Source organism: Citrobacter youngae (assembly GCF_003818115.1).
Lineage (GTDB): Bacteria > Pseudomonadota > Gammaproteobacteria > Enterobacterales > Enterobacteriaceae > Citrobacter > Citrobacter youngae.
In genome coordinates this window covers 1-21,839 of record NZ_RPOI01000028.1, presented here as the reverse complement: position 1 = coordinate 21,839, position 21,839 = coordinate 1, and the positions used below count along the sequence as shown (strand labels likewise).

General features: G+C 50.7%; 20 protein-coding genes, 1 tRNA gene and 2 rRNA genes. 19 read left to right on the top strand and 4 right to left on the bottom strand.

Going from position 1 to position 21,839, the window contains the following annotated elements; genetic code table 11:
* The first annotated feature begins 118 nt into the window (after positions 1–118).
* From acuI to EHN13_RS21245, 12 genes are all read left to right on the top strand, one after another.
* Positions 119–1,093, top strand: a complete 975-nt coding sequence (gene acuI, locus EHN13_RS21300) for an acrylyl-CoA reductase (NADPH) (RefSeq protein WP_124022051.1) — start codon at positions 119–121, stop codon at positions 1,091–1,093.
* A gap of 119 nt (positions 1,094–1,212) precedes the next feature.
* Positions 1,213–2,217 (top strand): protein-methionine-sulfoxide reductase catalytic subunit MsrP, encoded by a 1,005-nt coding sequence (msrP, locus tag EHN13_RS21295; RefSeq protein WP_124022050.1) that lies wholly within the window; start codon positions 1,213–1,215, stop codon positions 2,215–2,217.
* Positions 2,218–2,817 (top strand): protein-methionine-sulfoxide reductase heme-binding subunit MsrQ, encoded by a 600-nt coding sequence (gene msrQ, locus EHN13_RS21290; RefSeq protein WP_124022049.1) that lies wholly within the window; start codon positions 2,218–2,220, stop codon positions 2,815–2,817.
* Between the two features lie 392 nt (positions 2,818–3,209).
* Positions 3,210–3,680 carry an acetyl-CoA carboxylase biotin carboxyl carrier protein gene (gene accB / locus EHN13_RS21285; protein WP_005121378.1) on the top strand — a complete coding sequence of 157 codons (471 nt, stop codon included), beginning with the start codon at positions 3,210–3,212 and terminating at the stop codon, positions 3,678–3,680.
* Between the two features lie 10 nt (positions 3,681–3,690).
* On the top strand, positions 3,691–5,040 hold the full coding sequence (gene accC, locus EHN13_RS21280) for an acetyl-CoA carboxylase biotin carboxylase subunit (RefSeq protein ID WP_003025213.1): 1,350 nt from the start codon (positions 3,691–3,693) through the stop codon (positions 5,038–5,040).
* 107 nt (positions 5,041–5,147) lie between these two features.
* The gene (locus EHN13_RS21275; RefSeq protein WP_124022048.1) at positions 5,148–5,390 is read left to right on the top strand and encodes a YhdT family protein; all 243 of its coding nucleotides are present in this window, start codon (positions 5,148–5,150) and stop codon (positions 5,388–5,390) included.
* Positions 5,380–6,831 carry a sodium/pantothenate symporter gene (gene panF, locus EHN13_RS21270; RefSeq protein ID WP_048213463.1) on the top strand — a complete coding sequence of 484 codons (1,452 nt, stop codon included), beginning with the start codon at positions 5,380–5,382 and terminating at the stop codon, positions 6,829–6,831. Before EHN13_RS21275 ends, panF begins: the two co-directional genes overlap by 11 nt.
* A gap of 11 nt (positions 6,832–6,842) precedes the next feature.
* Positions 6,843–7,724 (top strand): 50S ribosomal protein L11 methyltransferase, encoded by an 882-nt coding sequence (prmA, locus tag EHN13_RS21265; RefSeq protein WP_003025221.1) that lies wholly within the window; start codon positions 6,843–6,845, stop codon positions 7,722–7,724.
* A 360-nt stretch (positions 7,725–8,084) separates the two neighbouring features.
* A complete protein-coding gene (gene dusB, locus EHN13_RS21260; protein WP_124022047.1) occupies positions 8,085–9,050 on the top strand; it encodes a tRNA dihydrouridine synthase DusB in 966 nt (321 codons plus the stop codon).
* A gap of 25 nt (positions 9,051–9,075) precedes the next feature.
* Positions 9,076–9,372: a DNA-binding transcriptional regulator Fis gene (gene fis, locus EHN13_RS21255; protein WP_000462905.1), complete on the top strand. Its 297-nt coding sequence runs from the start codon at positions 9,076–9,078 to the stop codon at positions 9,370–9,372.
* A gap of 87 nt (positions 9,373–9,459) precedes the next feature.
* A complete protein-coding gene (gene yhdJ / locus EHN13_RS21250; protein ID WP_048213509.1) occupies positions 9,460–10,344 on the top strand; it encodes an adenine-specific DNA-methyltransferase in 885 nt (294 codons plus the stop codon).
* Between the two features lie 82 nt (positions 10,345–10,426).
* Complete coding sequence (locus tag EHN13_RS21245) at positions 10,427–10,591, top strand: DUF2556 family protein (protein WP_048213464.1); 165 nt, start codon at positions 10,427–10,429, stop codon at positions 10,589–10,591.
* Between the two features lie 53 nt (positions 10,592–10,644).
* Here the strand turns inward: EHN13_RS21245 and envR are convergent, their stop codons facing one another.
* Complete coding sequence (gene envR / locus EHN13_RS21240; RefSeq protein WP_061068709.1) at positions 10,645–11,301, bottom strand: acrEF/envCD operon transcriptional regulator; 657 nt, start codon at positions 11,299–11,301, stop codon at positions 10,645–10,647.
* 412 nt (positions 11,302–11,713) lie between these two features.
* Here envR and EHN13_RS21235 point away from each other — a divergent pair, with 412 nt between their 5' ends.
* The 7 genes from EHN13_RS21235 to EHN13_RS21205 all read left to right on the top strand — a co-directional run bounded on the left by EHN13_RS21235 (position 11,714) and on the right by EHN13_RS21205 (position 21,106).
* Complete coding sequence (locus EHN13_RS21235) at positions 11,714–12,874, top strand: efflux RND transporter periplasmic adaptor subunit (protein ID WP_124022046.1); 1,161 nt, start codon at positions 11,714–11,716, stop codon at positions 12,872–12,874.
* 11 nt (positions 12,875–12,885) lie between these two features.
* Complete coding sequence (locus EHN13_RS21230; RefSeq protein ID WP_124022045.1) at positions 12,886–15,999, top strand: efflux RND transporter permease subunit; 3,114 nt, start codon at positions 12,886–12,888, stop codon at positions 15,997–15,999.
* 269 nt (positions 16,000–16,268) lie between these two features.
* Complete coding sequence (locus EHN13_RS21225) at positions 16,269–16,490, top strand: putative periplasmic lipoprotein (protein ID WP_048213468.1); 222 nt, start codon at positions 16,269–16,271, stop codon at positions 16,488–16,490.
* 460 nt (positions 16,491–16,950) lie between these two features.
* Positions 16,951–17,976 (top strand): amino acid ABC transporter substrate-binding protein, encoded by a 1,026-nt coding sequence (locus tag EHN13_RS21220; RefSeq protein ID WP_061068712.1) that lies wholly within the window; start codon positions 16,951–16,953, stop codon positions 17,974–17,976.
* Positions 17,977–18,045: 69 nt separating this feature from the next.
* Positions 18,046–19,227 carry an amino acid ABC transporter permease gene (locus EHN13_RS21215; RefSeq protein ID WP_101741933.1) on the top strand — a complete coding sequence of 394 codons (1,182 nt, stop codon included), beginning with the start codon at positions 18,046–18,048 and terminating at the stop codon, positions 19,225–19,227.
* A 9-nt stretch (positions 19,228–19,236) separates the two neighbouring features.
* Positions 19,237–20,340: an amino acid ABC transporter permease gene (locus EHN13_RS21210; protein WP_124022062.1), complete on the top strand. Its 1,104-nt coding sequence runs from the start codon at positions 19,237–19,239 to the stop codon at positions 20,338–20,340.
* Positions 20,341–20,347: 7 nt separating this feature from the next.
* Entirely contained in the window at positions 20,348–21,106 is a 759-nt protein-coding gene (locus EHN13_RS21205; protein ID WP_124022044.1) for an amino acid ABC transporter ATP-binding protein, read from the top strand.
* Between the two features lie 230 nt (positions 21,107–21,336).
* On the opposite strand, the gene rrf (EHN13_RS21200) is transcribed toward EHN13_RS21205, so the two are convergent.
* From rrf (EHN13_RS21200) to rrf (EHN13_RS21190), 3 genes are all read right to left on the bottom strand, one after another.
* Positions 21,337–21,452 (bottom strand): 5S ribosomal RNA (gene rrf, locus EHN13_RS21200).
* A gap of 38 nt (positions 21,453–21,490) precedes the next feature.
* Positions 21,491–21,566, bottom strand: a tRNA-Thr gene (locus tag EHN13_RS21195).
* A gap of 14 nt (positions 21,567–21,580) precedes the next feature.
* Positions 21,581–21,696, bottom strand: a 5S ribosomal RNA gene (rrf, locus tag EHN13_RS21190).
* Between the last annotated feature and the right edge of the window lie 143 nt (positions 21,697–21,839).

Sequence of the window (21,839 nt, the reverse complement as noted above, 5' to 3'; positions counted from 1 at the left end):
TACTACCAAATCAGGTATATCTGGCAATTTATTGCGCAGAATCGGCATCATGTTTTAATTAGCGAGTATAGTCTTCACAGATAATTTTCCAATCCACTATATGAATTGAGGACAGGTTATGCAGGCTTTGATCTTAGAACAGCAGGACGGAAAAACCCTCGCATCCGTTCAACCCCTCGACGAAAATCAGCTACCTGAAGGCGATGTGACGGTGGATGTTCACTGGTCGAGCCTGAACTATAAAGATGCCCTCGCCATCACCGGTAAGGGTAAAATTATCCGCAATTTTCCGATGATTCCTGGTATCGATTTCGCCGGTACCGTACGCACAAGTGAAGATCCTCGTTTTCATGCAGGTCAGGAAGTCTTACTGACCGGATGGGGCGTGGGTGAGAATCATTGGGGGGGACTGGCCGAACGCGCTCGTGTGAAAGGCGATTGGCTGGTTGCGCTGCCAAAAGGACTGGACGGTCGCAAAGCCATGGTCATCGGTACCGCCGGTTTTACTGCCATGCTGTGCGTCATGGCGCTTGAAGATGCCGGTATCCGCCCGGAAGACGGCGAAATCGTCGTCACTGGTGCCAGCGGTGGCGTAGGCAGTACTGCCGTTGCGCTGCTGCACAAACTGGGTTACCAGGTTGCGGCAGTATCGGGCCGCGAAAGCACCCACGACTACCTGAAAAGCCTGGGAGCCAACCGCATTCTGGGTCGTAATGAGTTTGCTGAATCTCGTCCGCTGGAAAAGCAACTGTGGGCGGGTGCCATTGATACCGTTGGCGACAAAGTGCTGGCAAAAGTACTGGCGCAGATGAACTATGGCGGCTGCGTTGCCGCCTGTGGCCTGGCTGGCGGTTTTGCGCTACCCACCACGGTGATGCCGTTTATTCTGCGCAACGTGCGCTTACAGGGCATCGACTCCGTGATGACGCCTCCGGATCGTCGTGCACAGGCCTGGCAACGTCTGGTTAACGACCTGCCAGAGTCGTTCTTTACCCAGGCAGCGACAGAAATCACGCTTGCCGATGCGCCGAAGTTCGCCGATGCCATCATCAATAACCAGGTGCAGGGCCGTACGCTGGTGAAAGTGAAATAAAACAATTTGCAGATACAAATTTACATTTAATTAACTAAATTTCTCTGCACATTGACGGACTCCCTGCCATAGTAACTACGCGCCAGTATGAGCCTTTGCGCGTATGTCGGGAGTCCGTTATGAAGAAAATACGTCCATTCACTGAAGCCGATGTAACAGCCGAGTCGGCTTTTTTTATGCAGCGCCGCCAGGTGCTGAAAGCGCTGGGTATCAGCGCCGCCGCTTTGTCTTTGCCCTTTTCTGCCGAGGCCGATCTTCTGAGCTGGTTTAAAGGCAATGACCGTCCGCCCGCGCCTGCCGGTAAACCCCTTGATTTCACCAAGCCGGCAGCCTGGCAAAATACACTTCCTTTAACACCAGAAGATAAGGTTTCTGGCTATAACAACTTCTACGAATTCGGCCTCGACAAAGCCGATCCTGCAGCCAATGCCGGCAGTCTGAAAACCGATCCCTGGACGCTGAAAATCAGCGGTGAAGTCGCAAAGCCCCTCACGCTCGATCACGATGCGCTGACCAGCCGTTTCCCGCTGGAAGAGCGAATTTACCGGATGCGCTGTGTAGAAGCCTGGTCAATGGTCGTGCCGTGGATTGGCTTTCCATTGCATAAGCTACTGGCGCAGGTTGAACCCACCAGCAATGCAAAATATGTCGCGTTCGAAACACGTTATGCCCCTGAAGAGATGCCGGGACAGAAAGATCGCTTTATTGGCGGTGGGTTAAAATATCCTTATGTTGAAGGGCTACGTCTGGATGAGGCCATGCACCCGCTCACGCTGCTTACAGTGGGCGTGTATGGCAAGGCACTTCCACCACAAAATGGTGCCCCTATTCGCTTAACGGTGCCATGGAAATACGGGTTTAAAGGCATTAAGTCGATCGTCAGTATTAAACTGACGCGTGAACGCCCGCCAACCACCTGGAATATGGCTGCGTCCGATGAATACGGTTTTTATGCCAATGTGAATCCTCATGTCGATCATCCCCGCTGGTCACAAGCGACTGAACGCTTCATCGGCGCGGGCGGCATACTGGATGTACAGCGCCAGCCCACGTTGCTGTTTAACGGCTATGCAAAGGAAGTCGCTTCCCTGTACCGAGGTCTCGATCTGCGGGAGAATTTTTAAGTGCGCCTGACTGCAAAACAGATTACCTGGCTGAAAGTTTGCCTGCACCTTACCGGACTTTTACCGTTTCTCTGGCTATTTTGGGCGGTAAATCATGGGGGACTGAGCGCCGATCCGGTCAAAGACATTCAGCACTTTACCGGTCGGACAGCTCTGAAATTCCTACTGGCTACCTTGCTGGTGGCGCCGTTGGCGCGCTACGCTAAACAGCCATTATTGATACGCACTCGTCGCCTGTTAGGGCTATGGTGTTTCGCCTGGGCGACGTTACATTTAACCAGCTATGCGCTACTGGAATTAGGCATTAATAACCTGGCATTGCTGGGGCGGGAACTTACTACTCGACCTTATTTGATGTTGGGTATTTTCAGCTGGGTCATTTTATTCGCCCTCGCCTTGACCTCTACACAGGCAGCCCAGCGAAAACTGGGTAAATATTGGCAGTATCTGCACAACTTCGTCTATCTTGTGGCGATCCTGGCACCCATACATTATTTGTGGTCGGTAAAAATTATCTCTCCGCAACCGATTATTTATGCCGCACTTGCAGCGGTGCTGTTAGCCTACCGCTACAAGAAGTTTCGCCAGTGGTGGCGGTAGTTACACGATATGTGCAGTACGTTGCAAAACACAGACGAACCCATGTTCTTTACATGCCAGCGGTTGATTATCTTCCCTGATAAGACCAGTATTTAGCTGCCAATTGCTACGAAATAGTTATAATGTGCGCCTTTGCTCTCCCCGGTAGCGTTTTTACAGCGCAGAAAGGGTGACAATCGCATATTGAAGGTATATTTTGTCTTTTACCCGAAAATGGCAGAAGATAGCCGCACAATGACTAACAAGTCTGGCAATCTCATATAATGGCCGCAGCACGCAGTGCAACGCCTGAGATGCGTGGCATCTTGTCACTCACTGTTATAAAAATGCTATACAGACGGCGGTAAAACGCCTGTCACAATCTCACTAAACAAAGAGTACGGAACCCACTCATGGATATTCGTAAGATTAAAAAACTGATCGAGCTGGTTGAAGAATCAGGCATCTCCGAACTGGAAATTTCTGAAGGCGAAGAGTCTGTACGCATCAGCCGTGCAGCGCCAGCTGCAAGTTTTCCAATGATGCAACAGGCTTATGCTGCACCAGTGATGCAGCAGCCAGCTCTGTCTAACGCTGTCGCACAAACTGCCACTCCAAGTATGGAAGCGCCGGCAGCAGCGGAAATCAGTGGTCACATCGTACGCTCCCCAATGGTTGGTACGTTCTACCGCACCCCGAGCCCGGATGCTAAAGCGTTCATCGAAATCGGCCAGAAAGTGAATGCGGGCGATACCCTGTGCATCGTTGAAGCCATGAAAATGATGAACCAGATCGAAGCCGACAAATCCGGCGTAGTGAAAGCGATTCTGGTAGAAAGTGGTCAACCGGTAGAATTTGACGAGCCGCTGGTCGTCATCGAATAACGAGGCGAACATGTTGGATAAAATTGTCATCGCTAACCGCGGCGAGATTGCCTTGCGTATTCTTCGTGCCTGTAAAGAACTGGGCATCAAGACTGTCGCCGTGCACTCAAGCGCGGATCGCGATTTAAAACACGTATTGCTGGCGGATGAGACGGTCTGTATTGGCCCGGCTGCGTCCGTAAAAAGCTATCTGAACATCCCGGCAATCATTAGCGCCGCTGAAATCACCGGCGCAGTGGCAATCCACCCGGGTTATGGCTTCCTCTCTGAGAACGCCAACTTCGCTGAACAGGTAGAACGTTCTGGTTTTATCTTCATCGGCCCGAAAGCCGACACTATCCGCCTGATGGGCGACAAAGTGTCCGCGATCACCGCGATGAAGAAAGCTGGCGTACCGACCGTTCCAGGCTCTGACGGCCCGCTGGGCGATGACATGGACGCTAACCGCGCTCATGCTAAACGTATCGGCTACCCGGTTATCATCAAAGCCTCCGGCGGCGGCGGCGGTCGCGGTATGCGCGTCGTGCGCAGCGATGCCGAACTGGCACAATCCATCTCCATGACCAAAGCGGAAGCGAAAGCGGCTTTCAACAACGACATGGTTTACATGGAGAAGTACCTGGAAAACCCACGCCACATCGAAATTCAGGTGCTGGCTGACGGTCAGGGTAACGCGATTTATCTGGCTGAACGTGACTGCTCCATGCAGCGTCGTCACCAGAAAGTCGTCGAAGAAGCACCTGCGCCGGGTATTACCCCGGAACTGCGTCGCTACATCGGCGAGCGTTGCGCCAAAGCGTGCGTTGATATCGGCTATCGCGGGGCAGGTACTTTCGAGTTCCTGTTCGAAAACGGCGAGTTCTACTTCATTGAGATGAACACCCGTATTCAGGTTGAACACCCGGTAACCGAAATGATCACCGGCGTTGACCTGATCAAAGAGCAGCTGCGTATCGCGGCAGGACAACCGCTGTCCATCAAGCAGGATGAGGTTGTGGTTAAAGGCCATGCGGTAGAATGCCGTATCAACGCCGAAGACCCGAACACCTTCCTGCCAAGCCCGGGTAAAATCACGCGTTTCCACGCGCCGGGTGGCTTTGGTGTGCGCTGGGAGTCTCATATTTACGCAGGCTACACAGTACCTCCGTACTATGACTCAATGATCGGTAAGCTGATTTGCTACGGCGAAAACCGCGACGTAGCGATCGCCCGTATGAAAAACGCATTGCAGGAACTGATCATCGACGGTATCAAAACCAACGTTGATCTGCAGATCCGCATCATGAATGACGAGCACTTCCAGCATGGTGGAACCAATATCCACTATCTGGAGAAAAAACTCGGACTTCAGGAAAAGTAAGCATGTGTTAACCGAAAAGGCCGGAAATTCCGGCCTTTTGTTTTTCTCCCCTCCCGAACGCGCCATAAGGTACAATCCCCGCTTTCTTTATCCACAAGGGACAAAAAATGGACGCTCGTTTTGTTCAGGCCCATAAAGAGGCGCGCTGGGCGCTGTGGCTGACCCTTTTATATCTTGCCACATGGTTAGTAACCGCTTACTTACCAGATTCCGCGCTCGGTTTTACCGGCTTACCGCACTGGTTCGAAATGGCCTGCCTGCTAACGCCGCTGGTTTTCATCGTACTGTGCTGGGCGATGGTGAAGTTTATCTATCGCGACATTCCGTTGGAGGATGACGATGCAGCTTGAAGTTATTTTGCCGCTGGTCGCCTATCTGTTGGTGGTCTTCGGTCTCTCTGTTTACGCTATGCGTAAGAGATCGACCGGTACTTTCCTGAACGAATATTTCCTCGGCAGCCGCTCGATGGGCGGGGTCGTGTTAGCCATGACGCTAACGGCAACCTACATTAGCGCCAGTTCGTTTATTGGCGGCCCTGGCGCGGCTTATAAATACGGATTGGGATGGGTATTACTGGCGATGATCCAGTTGCCTGCCGTCTGGCTCTCTTTGGGGATCCTCGGGAAGAAATTCGCCATTCTGGCGCGCCGTTATAATGCCGTTACCCTTAACGACATGCTGTTCGCCCGCTACCAGAGCCGTCTACTGGTGTGGCTGGCAAGTCTTAGCCTGCTGGTCGCGTTTGTCGGAGCAATGACCGTACAGTTTATTGGCGGCGCACGTTTGCTGGAAACGGCTGCGGGTATTCCTTACGAAACCGGTCTGCTGATCTTTGGCGTCAGTATCGCTTTATATACGGCATTCGGCGGATTTCGCGCCAGCGTACTGAACGACACCATGCAAGGCATGGTAATGCTGATTGGGACTATCGTTCTGCTGGTCGGCGTCGTTCATGCCGCCGGCGGCCTTAGCAATGCGGTAGTAACCCTGCAAACCATCGACCCGAAACTGGTCTCACCGCAGGGCGCGGATGACATTCTGTCACCCACGTTTATGACCTCATTCTGGGTACTGGTGTGTTTTGGCGTAATTGGACTGCCGCATACGGCGGTACGCTGTATCTCCTATAAAGACAGTAAAGCGGTACATCGTGGGATTATCATCGGCACCATCGTGGTGGCGATCCTGATGTTTGGCATGCATCTGGCGGGTGCGTTGGGACGTGCGGTGATCCCTGACCTGACGGTACCGGATCTGGTGATCCCGACCCTGATGGTCAAAGTGTTGCCACCGGTAGCTGCCGGGATCTTCCTCGCGGCACCCATGGCCGCGATCATGTCAACGATCAATGCCCAATTGCTGCAAAGTTCCGCTACGATCATTAAGGATCTGTACCTGAACCTTCGTCCGGAACAGTTGAAAAACGAAACCCGGCTGAAACGCATGTCGGCCGTGATTACCCTGCTGCTCGGCGCGTTACTGCTGCTGGCCGCCTGGAAACCGCCAGAGATGATTATCTGGCTCAACCTGCTGGCGTTTGGCGGATTGGAAGCGGTCTTCCTGTGGCCGCTGGTGCTGGGCCTGTACTGGGAGCGAGCAAACGCGACTGGCGCATTGAGCGCGATGATTGTCGGCGGCGTGTTGTATGCCGTACTTGCTACCTTTAACGTTCAGTACCTGGGCTTCCATCCGATCGTGCCCTCGTTGCTGATAAGTTTGCTGGCTTTCCTGGTCGGAAACCGTTTCGGTTCTACCGTCCCGCAAGCTGCCATATTGACTACTGATAAATAAAGAGTTTTGCCATGCCATGGATCCAACTGAAACTGAACACAACGGGTGCTAACGCAGAAGAGTTAAGCGATGCACTGATGGAAGCGGGCTCCGTTTCCATCACTTTCCAGGATACGCATGATACGCCGGTGTTCGAGCCTCTGCCGGGCGAGACTCGCCTGTGGGGCGATACCGATGTTATCGGCTTGTTCGACGCAGAAACCGACATGAAAGAAGTCGTTGCCATTCTGGAGCAGCATCCGCTGCTGGGTGAAGGCTTCGCGCATAAAATCGAACAGCTTGAAGATAAAGACTGGGAACGCGAATGGATGGATAACTTCCATCCGATGCGCTTTGGCGAACGCCTGTGGATTTGCCCGAGCTGGCGCGATGTCCCGGATGAGAACGCCGTCAATGTAATGCTGGACCCGGGTCTGGCGTTTGGTACTGGTACTCACCCTACTACTTCTCTGTGTCTGCAATGGCTGGACGGTCTCGATCTTAACGGCAAAACGGTTATCGACTTTGGCTGCGGCTCCGGCATTCTGGCCATTGCGGCATTGAAACTGGGCGCAGCGAAAGCCATCGGCGTGGATATCGATCCACAAGCGATTCAGGCCAGCCGTGATAACGCCCAGCGTAATGGCGTTTCTGAGCGTCTGGAGCTTTATCTGCCGAAAGACCAGCCAGAAGCCATGAAAGCCGACGTGGTGGTCGCCAACATCCTCGCGGGCCCATTACGTGAACTGGCGCCGTTAATCAGCGTACTGCCTGTTGAGGGCGGTCTACTGGGGCTTTCTGGCATTCTTGCCAGCCAGGCGGAAAGCGTCTGTGAGGCCTATGCCGATCTCTTTACACTCGATCCGGTCATCGAAAAAGAAGAGTGGTGCCGTATTACCGGTCAGAAAAAATAATCGTCACGCGTTACTATCGCTAACCCCAAAATCGCTTTCGTTTTCGCAAAATTATTTGCGGAAATGAGAGCGAGATCGCATTACAAAGTCACTATTTGTACACAAAAACAGCTTTTTATCCTGATGTCCTGAGCCTGAGCGCAATAAAAAAAGAGAAGTTTTCGGAATTTATAAACGGATGATAAATTAGCGCAACTACGTATCCAAATGATTATTAAAGCTTTTAATTTGAAACTGTGTACTTAGTCAGCAATTCATTGATCCACCTCAGTGGATTGGTCAAAGTTTGGCCTTTCATCTCATGCAAAAAATGCGTAATATACGCCGCCTTGCAGTCACAGTATGGTCATTTCTTAACTCATGCGCATCGGACAATACCAGCTCAGAAATCGCCTGATCGCAGCACCTATGGCTGGCATCACTGACAGACCATTCAGGACGCTGTGCTATGAGATGGGAGCAGGATTGACGGTATCCGAGATGATGTCTTCTAACCCGCAGGTTTGGGAAAGCGACAAATCTCGTTTACGTATGGTGCACGTTAATGAGCCAGGAATTCGCACGGTGCAAATTGCCGGTAGCGATCCTGTTGAGATGGCTGATGCCGCACGTATTAACGTGGAAAGCGGCGCCCAGATTATTGATATCAATATGGGGTGTCCGGCTAAAAAAGTGAATCGCAAGCTCGCAGGTTCAGCCCTCTTGCAGTACCCGGATTTAGTGAAATCGATACTAACCGAGGTCGTCAATGCAGTGGACGTTCCTGTCACACTCAAGATTCGCACCGGCTGGGCTCCGGAACACCGTAACTGCGTAGAGATTGCCCAACTGGCTGAAGACTGTGGCATTCAGGCTCTGACCATTCATGGACGCACCCGCGCCTGTTTGTTCAATGGAGATGCTGAGTACGACAGTATTCGGGCAGTTAAGCAGAAAGTTTCCATTCCGATTATCGCGAATGGCGACATTACTGACCCGCATAAAGCCAGAGCTGTACTCGACTATACGGGGGCGGATGCCCTGATGATAGGACGTGCAGCTCAGGGAAGACCCTGGATCTTTCGGGAAATCCAGCATTATCTGGACACTGGGGAGCTGCTGCCCCCGCTGCCTCTGGCAGAGGTGAAGCGCTTGCTTTGTGCGCATGTTCGGGAATTGCACGACTTTTATGGTCAGGCAAAAGGGTACCGAATTGCGCGTAAACACGTATCCTGGTATCTCCAGGAACACGCTCCGGATGACCAGTTTCGGCGCACATTCAACGCCATTGAAGACTCCAGCGAACAGCTGGCGGCGTTGGAGGCATACTTCGAAAATTTTGCGTAAACAGAAATAAAGAGCTGACAGAACTATGTTCGAACAACGCGTAAATTCTGACGTACTGACCGTTTCTACCGTTAACTCTCAGGATCAGGTAACTCAAAAACCCCTGCGTGACTCGGTTAAACAGGCACTGAAGAACTATTTTGCTCAATTGAATGGTCAGGATGTTAACGATCTCTATGAGCTGGTACTGGCTGAAGTAGAACAGCCCCTGTTGGACATGGTGATGCAATACACCCGCGGTAACCAGACCCGTGCTGCCCTGATGATGGGCATCAACCGTGGTACGCTGCGTAAAAAACTGAAAAAATACGGCATGAACTGATACTAATCAGCGAAATGTTTGTTTTAAAAGGCGCTACTCGGCATGGGGAAGCGCCTTTTTTATTCGCGTCACACGGAGGCTTTGGTGATGAAAGCGAGATGTGAACCTGTCTACTTTGGTGATGAATCAAAAAAGATAATCCAGGGTGATGCGCTGACTGAACTGAAAAAGCTGCCGTCTGAAAGCATCGATCTGATCTTTGCCGACCCACCTTATAACATCGGGAAAGACTTTGACGGGTTGGTAGAATCCTGGGACGAAGAGAGCTTTCTGGCCTCGCTGTTCGAGTGCATTGATGAATGCCATCGAATATTAAAGCCACAAGGCACCATGTACATCATGAACAGTACGGAGAACATGCCGTACATCGACCTCAAATGTCGACAGCTTTTTACCATCAAGAGCCGTATTGTGTGGGCCTATGATAGCTCAGGGGTACAGGCCAAAAAGTACTTTGGCTCCATGTATGAACCGATCCTGATGATGGTCAAAGACCCAAAAAGTTATACATTTAACCGTGATGATATTTTGGTTGAAGCGAAAACCGGGGCGAAACGCGCGCTAATAGACTACAGAAAAAACCCACCTCAGCCCTACAATCATAAAAAAGTACCCGGTAATGTCTGGGAGTTTCCACGTGTTCGCTACCTGATGGATGAATACGAAAACCACCCCACGCAGAAACCCAAAGCCCTGCTGGAGCGCATCATTCTGGCTTCCTCCAACCCAGATGACAAAGTGCTGGATCCGTTTGCCGGTAGCTTCACAACCGGTGCCACTGCCGTAGAATTAGGTCGCAAGTTTGTCGGGATTGAAATCAATGCCGAATACGTAAAAATGGGGCTCAGAAGATTGAGTATTGGTTCTCATTTTTCAGAGAATGAGCTTGCAAAGGTGAAAAAGCGCAAGACGAAAAACCTGTCTAAAAAGAGTCGATTACCGGAAAAGAGCGGTGGAATTTCAGCAAAGTAAAAGCATTGTAAGTCTGCTTTTCAGCTTTTAGATTTCGTGTATATTCCCTGCACGCTTGGGCATGAATACACAGGATTTGGTAATGATTCGCAAGTATTGGTGGCTGGTTGTTTTTGCTGTCTTTGTTTTTCTTTTTGATGCGCTACTCATTCAGTGGATAGAGTTGATGACAACAGAGCACGATAAGTGCCGGAATATGAACTCAGTAAATCCCCTCAAGCTGGTCAACTGTATCGACCTCGAATAGTACGTCCGGTGACTTACCGTTCTGCAACTGCCGTCAGTCCATGGCGGCAGAAACTAGCCAGCCTGATCCTCACCCTGAATCAATTGCAGCATGCAGCCATCAGGGCTTAACATTTTTAATACATTATCAACTAATACTGGCGCTTGTTTATAAAGATCATAACTCATTGGATTAATGAGCCAGTTCTTAACAATGCCACTAAAACTCCCATGAAGAATAATTATTATAACGTCTAAATCAAGGCTGGTTGCGATAAGCCCATCGTCCATACATTTCTGCAAGGCAATGCGCATACCCAGATGGTTGATACCAATTTTTTCACGAATAGTCTGTTCCGATATCATATCATTATGGAATTCACATTTATGATATAAAATCTGCATTAATGCCTGCTGTCGAGGATTCTCAGCAATATATTGCAAACCCACAACTAATCTTTCTTGTAGCCGCTGTAGTGGGTTATCTCCCCAACGACCCACGAGCCGCTCCTGAATAAGATCGCGCAAGGGCGGTTGCTGTAACCAAAGCTCATTAAAAAGCTGCGTTTTATTTTCGAAATGCCAATAGAGCGCTCCCCGCGTAACGTTGGCCGCGTCAGCAATGTCGTTGAGCGTCGTATTGCTTACGCCGCGCGCGGCAAACTGCGCTATCGCTGTTTCAATCAGGTGCTGTCGCGTTTTGAGAGCATCAGCTTTCGTTCTTCTGGCCATGGTTCCGACTGTCCGGAGTAGAGTGGAGAATGATTAACTTTCTTATCTAATATTTGCTAAACGAAATAAATGTATCACTTAGCGTTTATTTAGACGAGGTCTAAAATCGTTAATTGCTGACATTGCACACGAATAAACAAAGCATATAAAAACCTTAAATACATTCACCAACCAAATACTTATTTCAATATGTATTTATGCGCATCATAGTATTGCTATTAACACCATAATAAAACAGCAGAGGATTAATCTTTTTTTGTTTTTATGTGCCGTGTGTCGCGCCCATAAATAAGTATTGCTTACATCGCAAGCTAATAATTTGTAGGATAGCCAACTATTATTTTTCTTGTGCGCGTTATCGCCTCTGCGTTACCCGGTTAATAACGAGCGTTCGGTTTTTTAAGGAATAGAAATGACGAAAAATGCCAGGTTTTCACTCCTGCCCTCATTCATCATCATCTCCGCTGCATTACTCGCCGGTTGTAACGATCAGGGAGAAACACAAGCTCATCCCGCAGAGCCGCAGGTGACTGTCCATGTCGTCGAAAAGGCGCCCTTAGCCGTGACGACCGAATTACCCGGGCGCACAACGGCATTTCGTATCGCAGAAGTCCGTCCTCAGGTTAGCGGGATTGTACTTAAACGGAATTTCACTGAGGGAAGCGATGTTGAAGCAGGTCAGTCGCTTTATCAGATCGACCCCGCGACTTACCAGGCTGACTATGACAGCACCAAAGGCGAGCTGGCAAAGAGTGAAGCGGCGGCAGCTATCGCGCATTTAACGGTAAAACGTTATGTTCCGCTGGTAGGCACTAAGTACATCAGCCAGCAAGAGTACGATCAGGCCATTGCTGATGCCCGCCAGGCCGATGCATCCGTAATCGCAGCAAAAGCCGCGGTCGAAAGCGCACGTATTAACCTGGCCTACACCAAAGTGACATCGCCCATTAGCGGACGGATCGGTAAATCTAACGTCACCGAAGGCGCATTAGTCACGAATGGCCAGGCGACTGAGCTTGCTACCGTTCAACAGCTTGATCCTATTTACGTCGACGTAACGCAGTCCAGCAATGACTTTATGCGCCTCAAACAGTCAGTTGAGCAAGGGAGCCTGCATAAAGACAGCGCCAGCAGTACCGTCGAACTGGTAATGGAAAATGGTCAGTCGTACCCACTGAAAGGCTCTTTGCAATTTTCTGACGTAACGGTTGATGAAAGTACCGGATCCATCACCCTCAGGGCCGTCTTCCCTAACCCGCAGCACACGCTGCTGCCGGGCATGTTCGTGCGTGCGCGCATTGATGAAGGTGTTCAGCCAAATGCCATTCTCGTTCCGCAGCAGGGGGTAACACGTACGCCTCGCGGCGATGCCACCGTGATGGTCGTTAACGATAAAAGTCAGGTTGAGTCTCGCGCCGTTGTTGCCGCACAAGCCATTGGCGACAAGTGGCTCATCAGCGAAGGTCTGCAACCGGGTGACAAAGTTATCGTGAGCGGCTTACAGAAAGCACGCCCTGGCGTCCAGGTTAAAGCAACTGCCGACACCGAAATCTCTGCCACGAAAGCCCAATAAGGTAACCGGACATGGCTAACTTTTTTATCAGGCGTCCTATCTTTGCCTGGGTACTGGCCATCATTCTGATGATGGCGGGTGCTCTGGCAATCATGCAGCTCCCCGTGGCGCAGTACCCAACCATTGCACCTCCTGCGGTCGCTATTACCGCAACCTATCCAGGTGCGGATGCGCAGACGGTACAAGATACTGTTACGCAGGTTATCGAACAGAATATGAACGGTATCGATAACCTGATGTATATGTCCTCCACCAGCGATTCCGCTGGAAGTGTGACCATCACGCTGACCTTCCAGTCCGGTACCGACCCCGATATCGCCCAGGTTCAGGTGCAAAATAAACTGCAGCTCGCCACACCTTTACTGCCGCAGGAAGTCCAGCAGCAGGGGATCGGCGTTGAGAAATCCAGCAGCAGTTTTTTAATGGTCGCGGGGTTTGTTTCTGATAACCCGCAAACCACACAGGATGATATTTCCGACTACGTTGCCTCTAACGTTAAAGACTCAATCAGTCGTCTTAATGGCGTGGGTGACGTACAGCTGTTTGGTGCACAGTATGCTATGCGCATCTGGCTGGATGCGAACTTGCTGAACAAGTACCAGCTTACGCCGGTTGATGTGATCAATCAGTTGAAGGTCCAGAACGATCAGATCGCCGCAGGTCAGTTAGGCGGTACGCCAGCATTACCTAACCAGCAGCTTAACGCTTCTATCATTGCGCAAACGCGACTGAAAGATCCTGAAGAGTTCGGCAAAGTCACTTTACGCGTAAACAGCGATGGTTCAGTTGTTCACCTGAAGGACGTTGCGCGGATCGAGTTGGGTGGTGAGAACTACAACGTGGTGGCGCGTATTAACGGTAAGCCTGCGTCCGGCCTCGGTATTAAGCTGGCAACCGGGGCAAACGCGCTGGATACCGCTAACGCTATCAAAGCCAAACTGGCTGAGTTGCAACCGTTCTTCCCGCAGGGAATGAAGGTGGTCTATCCGTACGACACCACGCCGTTTGTGACCATCTCCATCCACGAAGTGGTAAAAACGCTGTTTGAGGCGATCGTGCTGGTGTTCCTGGTCATGTATTTGTTCCTGCAGAACATCCGGGCAACGCTTATTCCAACCATCGCTGTCCCCGTCGTATTGTTAGGCACATTTGCCGTACTGGCCGCGTTTGGCTACTCAATAAACACCCTGACGATGTTCGGGATGGTGCTCGCCATCGGTCTATTGGTCGATGATGCGATAGTGGTAGTGGAAAACGTCGAACGTGTGATGATGGAAGATAATCTGCCGCCTAAAGAGGCGACGGAAAAATCCATGTCACAAATTCAGGGAGCGCTGGTCGGCATCGCCATGGTGCTGTCTGCGGTCTTTATCCCGATGGCCTTCTTTGGTGGGTCGACAGGTGCTATCTACCGGCAGTTCTCCATCACCATTGTTTCCGCCATGGCGCTTTCTGTTCTGGTCGCGCTGATCCTGACTCCCGCGCTTTGCGCAACGCTGCTGAAGCCGGTATCGGCTGAACATCACGAGAAAAAAAGCGGTTTCTTTGGCTGGTTTAATGCCAAATTCGATCACAGCGTCAACCACTACACCAATAGTGTCAGCGGTATTGTGCGTAAAACCGGGCGTTACCTGGTTGTCTACCTGATCATCGTGATCGGCATGGCGGTGCTGTTTATGCGTCTACCGACCTCCTTCCTGCCGGAAGAAGATCAGGGCGTATTTATGACCATGATTCAGCTCCCGGCGGGGGCAACACAAGAGCGCACCCAGAAAGTGCTGGATCAGGTCACCCAGTATTATCTGAACAATGAGAAAGCTAACGTCGCAAGCGTCTTCACGGTTAACGGCTTTAGCTTCAGCGGTCAGGGACAAAACTCAGGTCTGGCGTTCGTCAGCCTCAAGCCCTGGGATGAGCGTAGCGGAGAGGAAAACAGCGCCGAAGCGGTTATTGCACGCGCCACTCGCGCCTTCAGCCAAATCCGCGATGGCCTGGTCTTCCCCTTCAACATGCCGGCGATTGTTGAATTGGGTACTGCAACCGGCTTCGACTTCGAGCTGATCGATCAGGGCGGTCTGGGACATACGGCATTAACGCAAGCCCGTAACCAACTGCTGGGTATGGTGGCTAAACACCCAGATTTGTTAGTCCGCGTGCGTCCGAACGGCCTGGAAGATACCCCTCAGTTCAAACTGGATGTCGATCAGGAGAAAGCACAAGCACTGGGCGTTTCGCTGTCGGACATTAACGAGACCATCTCTGCATCGTTGGGCGGCTATTACGTCAATGACTTTATTGACCACGGCCGAGTGAAGAAAGTGTACGTTCAGGCGGATGCTAAATACCGCATGCTGCCAACGGACATCAGTAATCTGTATATCCGCAGTGCCAATGGCGAAATGGTTCCGTTCTCTGCGTTCAGCGCATCGCATTGGGTTTACGGCTCACCGCGCCTGGAGCGTTACAACGGCATGCCATCCATGGAAATACTGGGCGAAGCGGCACCAGGGCGAAGTACCGGTGAAGCAATGGCGCTGATGGAAAGTCTGGCGGAAAAACTGCCGAATGGTATTGGTCATGACTGGACAGGAATGTCCTATCAAGAAAGGCTGTCGGGTAACCAGGCGCCTGCGCTGTATGCCATCTCGCTAATCGTTGTCTTCCTTTGCCTTGCCGCATTGTATGAAAGCTGGTCTATTCCTTTCTCAGTGATGCTGGTTGTACCGCTCGGTGTTGTAGGCGCATTGTTGGCAGCATCACTGCGCGGGATGAATAACGACGTCTACTTCCAGGTGGGTCTGCTAACTACTATCGGCCTCTCGGCTAAGAACGCCATCCTGATCGTCGAATTTGCCAAAGACCTGATGGATAAAGAGGGCAAAGGATTGATAGAAGCCACTCTGGAGGCGTCGCGCATGCGTCTTCGCCCTATCCTGATGACATCCCTGGCCTTTATTCTGGGGGTTATGCCTCTGGTTATCAGTCACGGAGCAGGTAGTGGTGCGCAGAATGCGGTCGGTACAGGCGTTATGGGAGGAATGCTGACCGCAACATTGTTGGCTATCTTCTTCGTCCCCGTCTTCTTTGTTGTCGTGAGACGGCGTTTTAGTCGGCACAACGATTAATTTGTAAAATAAAGGCGTCTACGGACGCCTTTTTACATGATGATGAGTTCTTTATTTATTAATGAGATAGACATTTAATTTTGCTGAAGCATTGCAGAACAAACTTTCAGGTGCCCCATTTTATCCATTATTTTTACAATCCACATGAATTGAGATTATTCCTCATGTCAGTCTTTTTTTAAGCAGTGGTAAAATAGCAGTCGAGTTCGCAGATGGCTGAGCGTTTACCTTTGCTCAATTAGCGAAACGCTTATTTTTGAGGTAACACCATGAAAAGATTAATACCCGTTGCACTGCTTACCGCATTACTGGCTGGCTGTGCACACGATTCCCCTTGTGTGCCTGTCTATGACGATCAAGGGCGTCTGGTTCATACCAATACCTGTATGAAAGGCACCACGCAGGATAACTGGGAAACTGCAGGAGCGATAGCCGGTGGTGCAGCCGCTGTTGCCGGCTTGACGCTTGGGATAGTTGCCTTGACGAAATAAAAAATCATAAAAGCGCGGCCGTTACCGCGCTTTTAGCAATACGAATTAAATCTTAATATAAGACAAAATGTTAGTTCATGGCATCATTCATAAAATAAAATTATTATAGATTCGCTTCACATATCCATGAACTCAAATTAGCATTTTCTGTATTCTTCATTATAACGCACATCCCTTTCATTATTCTCACGCTACGGATATTCACGCCCGAAATCGTTATCATGCGTCCTGTCTTATTTTTAAATTTTTTGCGCCGAAATGTGGCTTACGTTTCAATTTTGCACCACTTCAGGGCGCTGCATTTATTCTTTCCTGTCTACACTCTGCATATTGCGTCGAATAATCGTGCGCAAAAACCTGGCACTACCTTTGCTTAGAAGAGTATGGCCATAGCCACAGACAGGTAAAAGACGTTTTCAGAACGTTTCCATAACAATAATTCCTCCACACAGGATGCTCTATGAAAAAGATGATAATAGCCAGCCTGGCTGCGGCCGGCGTGCTGCTTGCGGTTGCAAATCAGGCACATGCCGGCGCAACTCTCGATGCCGTACAGAAAAAGGGTTTTGTGCAATGTGGTATCAGTGATGGCCTGCCTGGTTTTTCTTACGCTGATGCAAGCGGTAAGTTCTCAGGTATTGATGTCGATGTATGTCGTGGCGTTGCCGCTGCCGTATTTGGTGATGACAGCAAAGTAAAATATACCCCACTCACCGCCAAAGAACGCTTCACCGCGTTACAGTCTGGTGAGGTCGATATGCTTTCCCGTAATACCACATGGACCTCTTCTCGCGATGCCGGAATGGGAATGTCTTTCACTGGCGTAACGTATTACGACGGCATCGGTTTTCTTACCCACAATAAAGCGGGCCTGAAGAGCGCTAAAGAGCTGGATGGCGCAACGGTTTGTATTCAGGCAGGAACAGATACTGAACTGAATGTGGCCGACTACTTTAAAGCCAATAACATGAAGTATACCCCTGTCACCTTTGACCGTTCTGATGAGTCCGCTAAAGCTCTCGAATCAGGGCGCTGCGATACACTAGCCTCCGACCAGTCTCAGTTGTACGCCCTGCGGATCAAACTGAGCAACCCCGCTGAATGGATTGTACTGCCAGAAGTTATTTCTAAAGAGCCACTGGGGCCAGTCGTGCGTCGTGGTGACGACGAGTGGTTCTCGATTGTTCGCTGGACGTTGTTCGCTATGCTGAACGCCGAAGAGATGGGGGTTAACTCGAAAAATGTTGACGAAAAAGCGGCAAATCCTGCAACACCGGATATGGCGCACCTGCTAGGTAAAGAGGGGGATTATGGCAAGGATCTGAAACTTGATAACAAATGGGCTTATAACATTATCAAGCAGGTAGGTAACTACTCGGAGATCTTTGAGCGTAACGTTGGATCGGAAAGCCCGCTGAAGATCAAGCGTGGGCAGAACAACCTCTGGAATAACGGTGGCATTCAGTATGCACCACCCGTGCGCTAATGCGCAGTGATGCAACGAGCGCCGCAACTGCGGCGCTCAGCCCAGAGTCATAGTTACCGAGGTTTTCTTATGTCCCATCGCCGCTCAAACGTAAAAGGATCGTTATCCTTTTCTAACCCTGCGGTCCGCGCCTGGTTATTTCAAATACTCGCTGTGATTGCGGTCGTTAGCATTGCGATCTATCTCATTCATAACACCATTAATAACCTGAGCAGTCGCGGTATTACCTCGGGATTTTCTTTTCTCGAACGCAGTGCCGGATTTGGTATCGTCCAGCATCTGATTGATTACGAGCAAGGCGATACATATGGCCGCGTCTTTATCGTCGGTCTGCTTAATACGCTATTAGTCTCTGCGTTGTGCATTGTTTTCGCATCATTTCTCGGCTTTTTTCTCGGGTTGGCACGGCTGTCGGATAACTGGTTACTACGAAAGCTCTCTACGATTTATATCGAAACGTTCCGCAATATCCCGCCATTGCTGCAGATCTTCTTTTGGTATTTTGCCGTATTGCGGAATTTGCCCGGACCGCGGCAGGCTGTTAGTGCCCTGGATCTGGTCTTTCTGAGCAATCGAGGGCTCTACATTCCGGCACCACAGATGGGAGAAGGCCTGATTACCTTCTGTGCCGCAATCATGCTTGCCGTCATCATCACCATTGGGTTATTTCGCTTCAACAAAATGCACCAGACCAAAACAGGCCAGCTGCGCCGAACATGGCCAACAGCCCTGATGCTAATCGTGTTTCTACCGATGATTTCACATTGGATTTTCGGTGCGGCGCTGCACTGGGATATCCCTGAACTGCGCGGGTTTAACTTCCGTGGCGGTATGGTGCTTATTCCCGAACTGGCAGCACTGACTCTGGCGCTTTCGGTGTACACCTCGGCATTTATTGCAGAAATTATTCGGGCGGGAATTCAGGCCGTTCCTTATGGCCAACATGAAGCCGCACGCTCGCTGGGTCTGCCAAATCCGGTGACACTACGCCAGGTAATCATCCCACAGGCACTGCGCGTCATCATTCCCCCACTGACCAGCCAGTATCTGAACATCGTCAAAAACTCTTCTCTTGCGGCCGCCATTGGCTACCCGGACATGGTTTCACTGTTTGCCGGCACGGTACTCAATCAAACAGGGCAAGCCATTGAAACGATCGCCATCACCATGTCGGTATACCTGATCATTAGTCTGAGTATTTCTTTGCTGATGAATATTTATAACCGCCGTATTGCACTGATTGAGCGCTAAGGAGCCATGATGACAAAAGCCCTGCTGTCTCACCCCTCACGCCAGCGCAGTAATCCGGCAAGCCGCAGCCTACTCTGGGTGCGTAAAAACCTGTTCTCCAGTTGGTCCAATAGCCTGCTCACCCTGCTATGCGTATGGCTGATTTGGTCATTTCTTCCGCCACTGTTGAACTGGGTATTCTTTCAGGCCAACTGGGTCGGTTCAACCCGAGCAGACTGTACCAAAGCCGGGGCCTGCTGGGTTTTCATCCATGAACGCTTTGGGCAATTCATGTATGGACTTTATCCCCACGATCAGCGCTGGCGTGTAAATCTGGCCCTGATAATTGGTTTGCTGTCTATCGTTCCCATGTTCTTGAAAACAATCCCGCATCGTGGCCGCTATATCGCTGTCTGGGCCGTCGTTTATCCAGTGGTGGTTTGGTGGCTGATGTACGGGGGTTTTTTCGGGCTGGAGCGCGTAGAAACCCGGCAGTGGGGTGGATTAACACTGACTCTAATTATCGCATCCGTGGGGATTGCAGGCGCACTTCCATGGGGCATTTTACTGGCGCTGGGACGTCGTTCCCATATGCCAGTCGTGCGGGTTTTATCCGTCATTTTCATTGAGTTCTGGCGCGGTGTGCCGTTGATTACCGTTCTGTTTATGTCCTCGGTCATGCTTCCTCTGTTTATGTCCGAAGGAACCAGTATCGACAAGCTTATCCGGGCCCTGGTCGGCGTTATTCTTTTCCAGTCGGCCTATGTCGCAGAAGTGGTTCGCGGGGGGCTACAAGCCCTGCCAAAAGGTCAGTATGAAGCCGCCGAATCACTGGCGTTAGGATACTGGAAAACTCAGGGGCTGGTCATTCTTCCGCAAGCCCTCAAGCTGGTTATCCCTGGCCTGGTTAACACGATTATCGCCCTGTTCAAGGATACCAGTCTGGTCATTATCATCGGTCTGTTTGATCTCTTCAGTAGCGTGCAGCAGGCAACTGTGGACCCTGCGTGGCTGGGTATGTCGACAGAAGGATATGTTTTCGCTGCACTGATTTACTGGATCTTCTGTTTCAGTATGTCGCGTTACAGCCAACATCTGGAAAAACGTTTTAACACCGGGCGTACACCGCACTGAGGAATTTATGAGCCAACTAGTAATGCCGTCTACCGACGCGATGATTACGCTGGAAAACGTCAACAAATGGTACGGGCAATTTCACGTCCTGAAGAACATCAACCTGAAGGTAAAGCAGGGAGAACGTATCGTATTGTGCGGGCCTTCCGGCTCAGGTAAATCGACAACCATCCGCTGTATTAACCATCTGGAAGAGCATCAGCAAGGACGTATTGTGGTGGATGGAATTGAACTCAATGAGGACATCCGCAATATTGAGCGCGTCCGACAAGAAGTTGGCATGGTCTTTCAGCACTTTAATCTCTTTCCTCATTTGACGGTCCTACAAAACTGCACACTGGCGCCTATCTGGGTGCAAAAGATGCCGAAAAAAGAGGCGGAGGCTTTGGCAATGCACTATCTTGAGCGAGTTCGCATTGCTGAACATGCGCATAAATATCCCGGGCAAATCTCTGGCGGGCAACAACAGCGCGTGGCCATTGCACGCTCGCTGTGCATGAAACCCAAAATCATGTTGTTTGATGAACCCACATCAGCGTTAGATCCTGAAATGGTAAAAGAAGTGCTGGATACCATGATAGGTCTGGCGCAGTCGGGCATGACCATGCTGTGTGTAACCCATGAAATGGGCTTTGCCCGCACAGTGGCTGACCGGGTGATCTTTATGGATCTTGGTGAGATTGTTGAACAGGCGCCACCGGATGAGTTTTTTGCTCATCCCAAATCTGAACGCACACGCGCCTTCTTGTCGCAGGTTATCCATTAAATTTCAACGAACTGAAAGCAAAAAGGCCCCCCTAACGGATGGCCTTTTTGTTTGATTTGATGTCTGGCAGTTTATGGCGGGCGTCCTGCCCGCCACCCTCCGGGCCGTTGCTGCGCAACGTTCAAATCCGCTCCCGGCGGATTTGTCCTCCTCAGGAGAGCGCTCGCCGACAAACAACAGATAAAACAAAAGGCCCAGTCTTTCGACTGAGCCTTTTGTTTTTATTTGATGTCTGGCAGTTCCCTACTCTCGCATGGGGAGACCCCACACTACCATCGGCGCTACGGCGTTTCACTTCTGAGTTCGGCATGGGGTCAGGTGGGACCACCGCGCTACAGCCGCCAGACAAATTCTTTTCTAAGTGCCGAACTTTAACCGAAAAACTGGTGCTGATACCCAGAGTCGAACTGGGGACCTCACCCTTACCAAGGGTGCGCTCTACCAACTGAGCCATATCAGCACACTAAATTTGATGCCTGGCAGTTCCCTACTCTCGCATGGGGAGACCCCACACTACCATCGGCGCTACGGCGTTTCACTTCTGAGTTCGGCATGGGGTCAGGTGGGACCACCGCGCTACAGCCGCCAGGCAAATTCTGTTATCAGACCGCTTCTGCGTTCTGATGTCATCTGTAATCAATGCTGAAAATCGTCTCAATTCCGCCAAAACACCTTCGGCGTTGTAAGGTTAAGCCTCACGGTTCATTAGTATCGGTTAGCTCAATGTATCGCT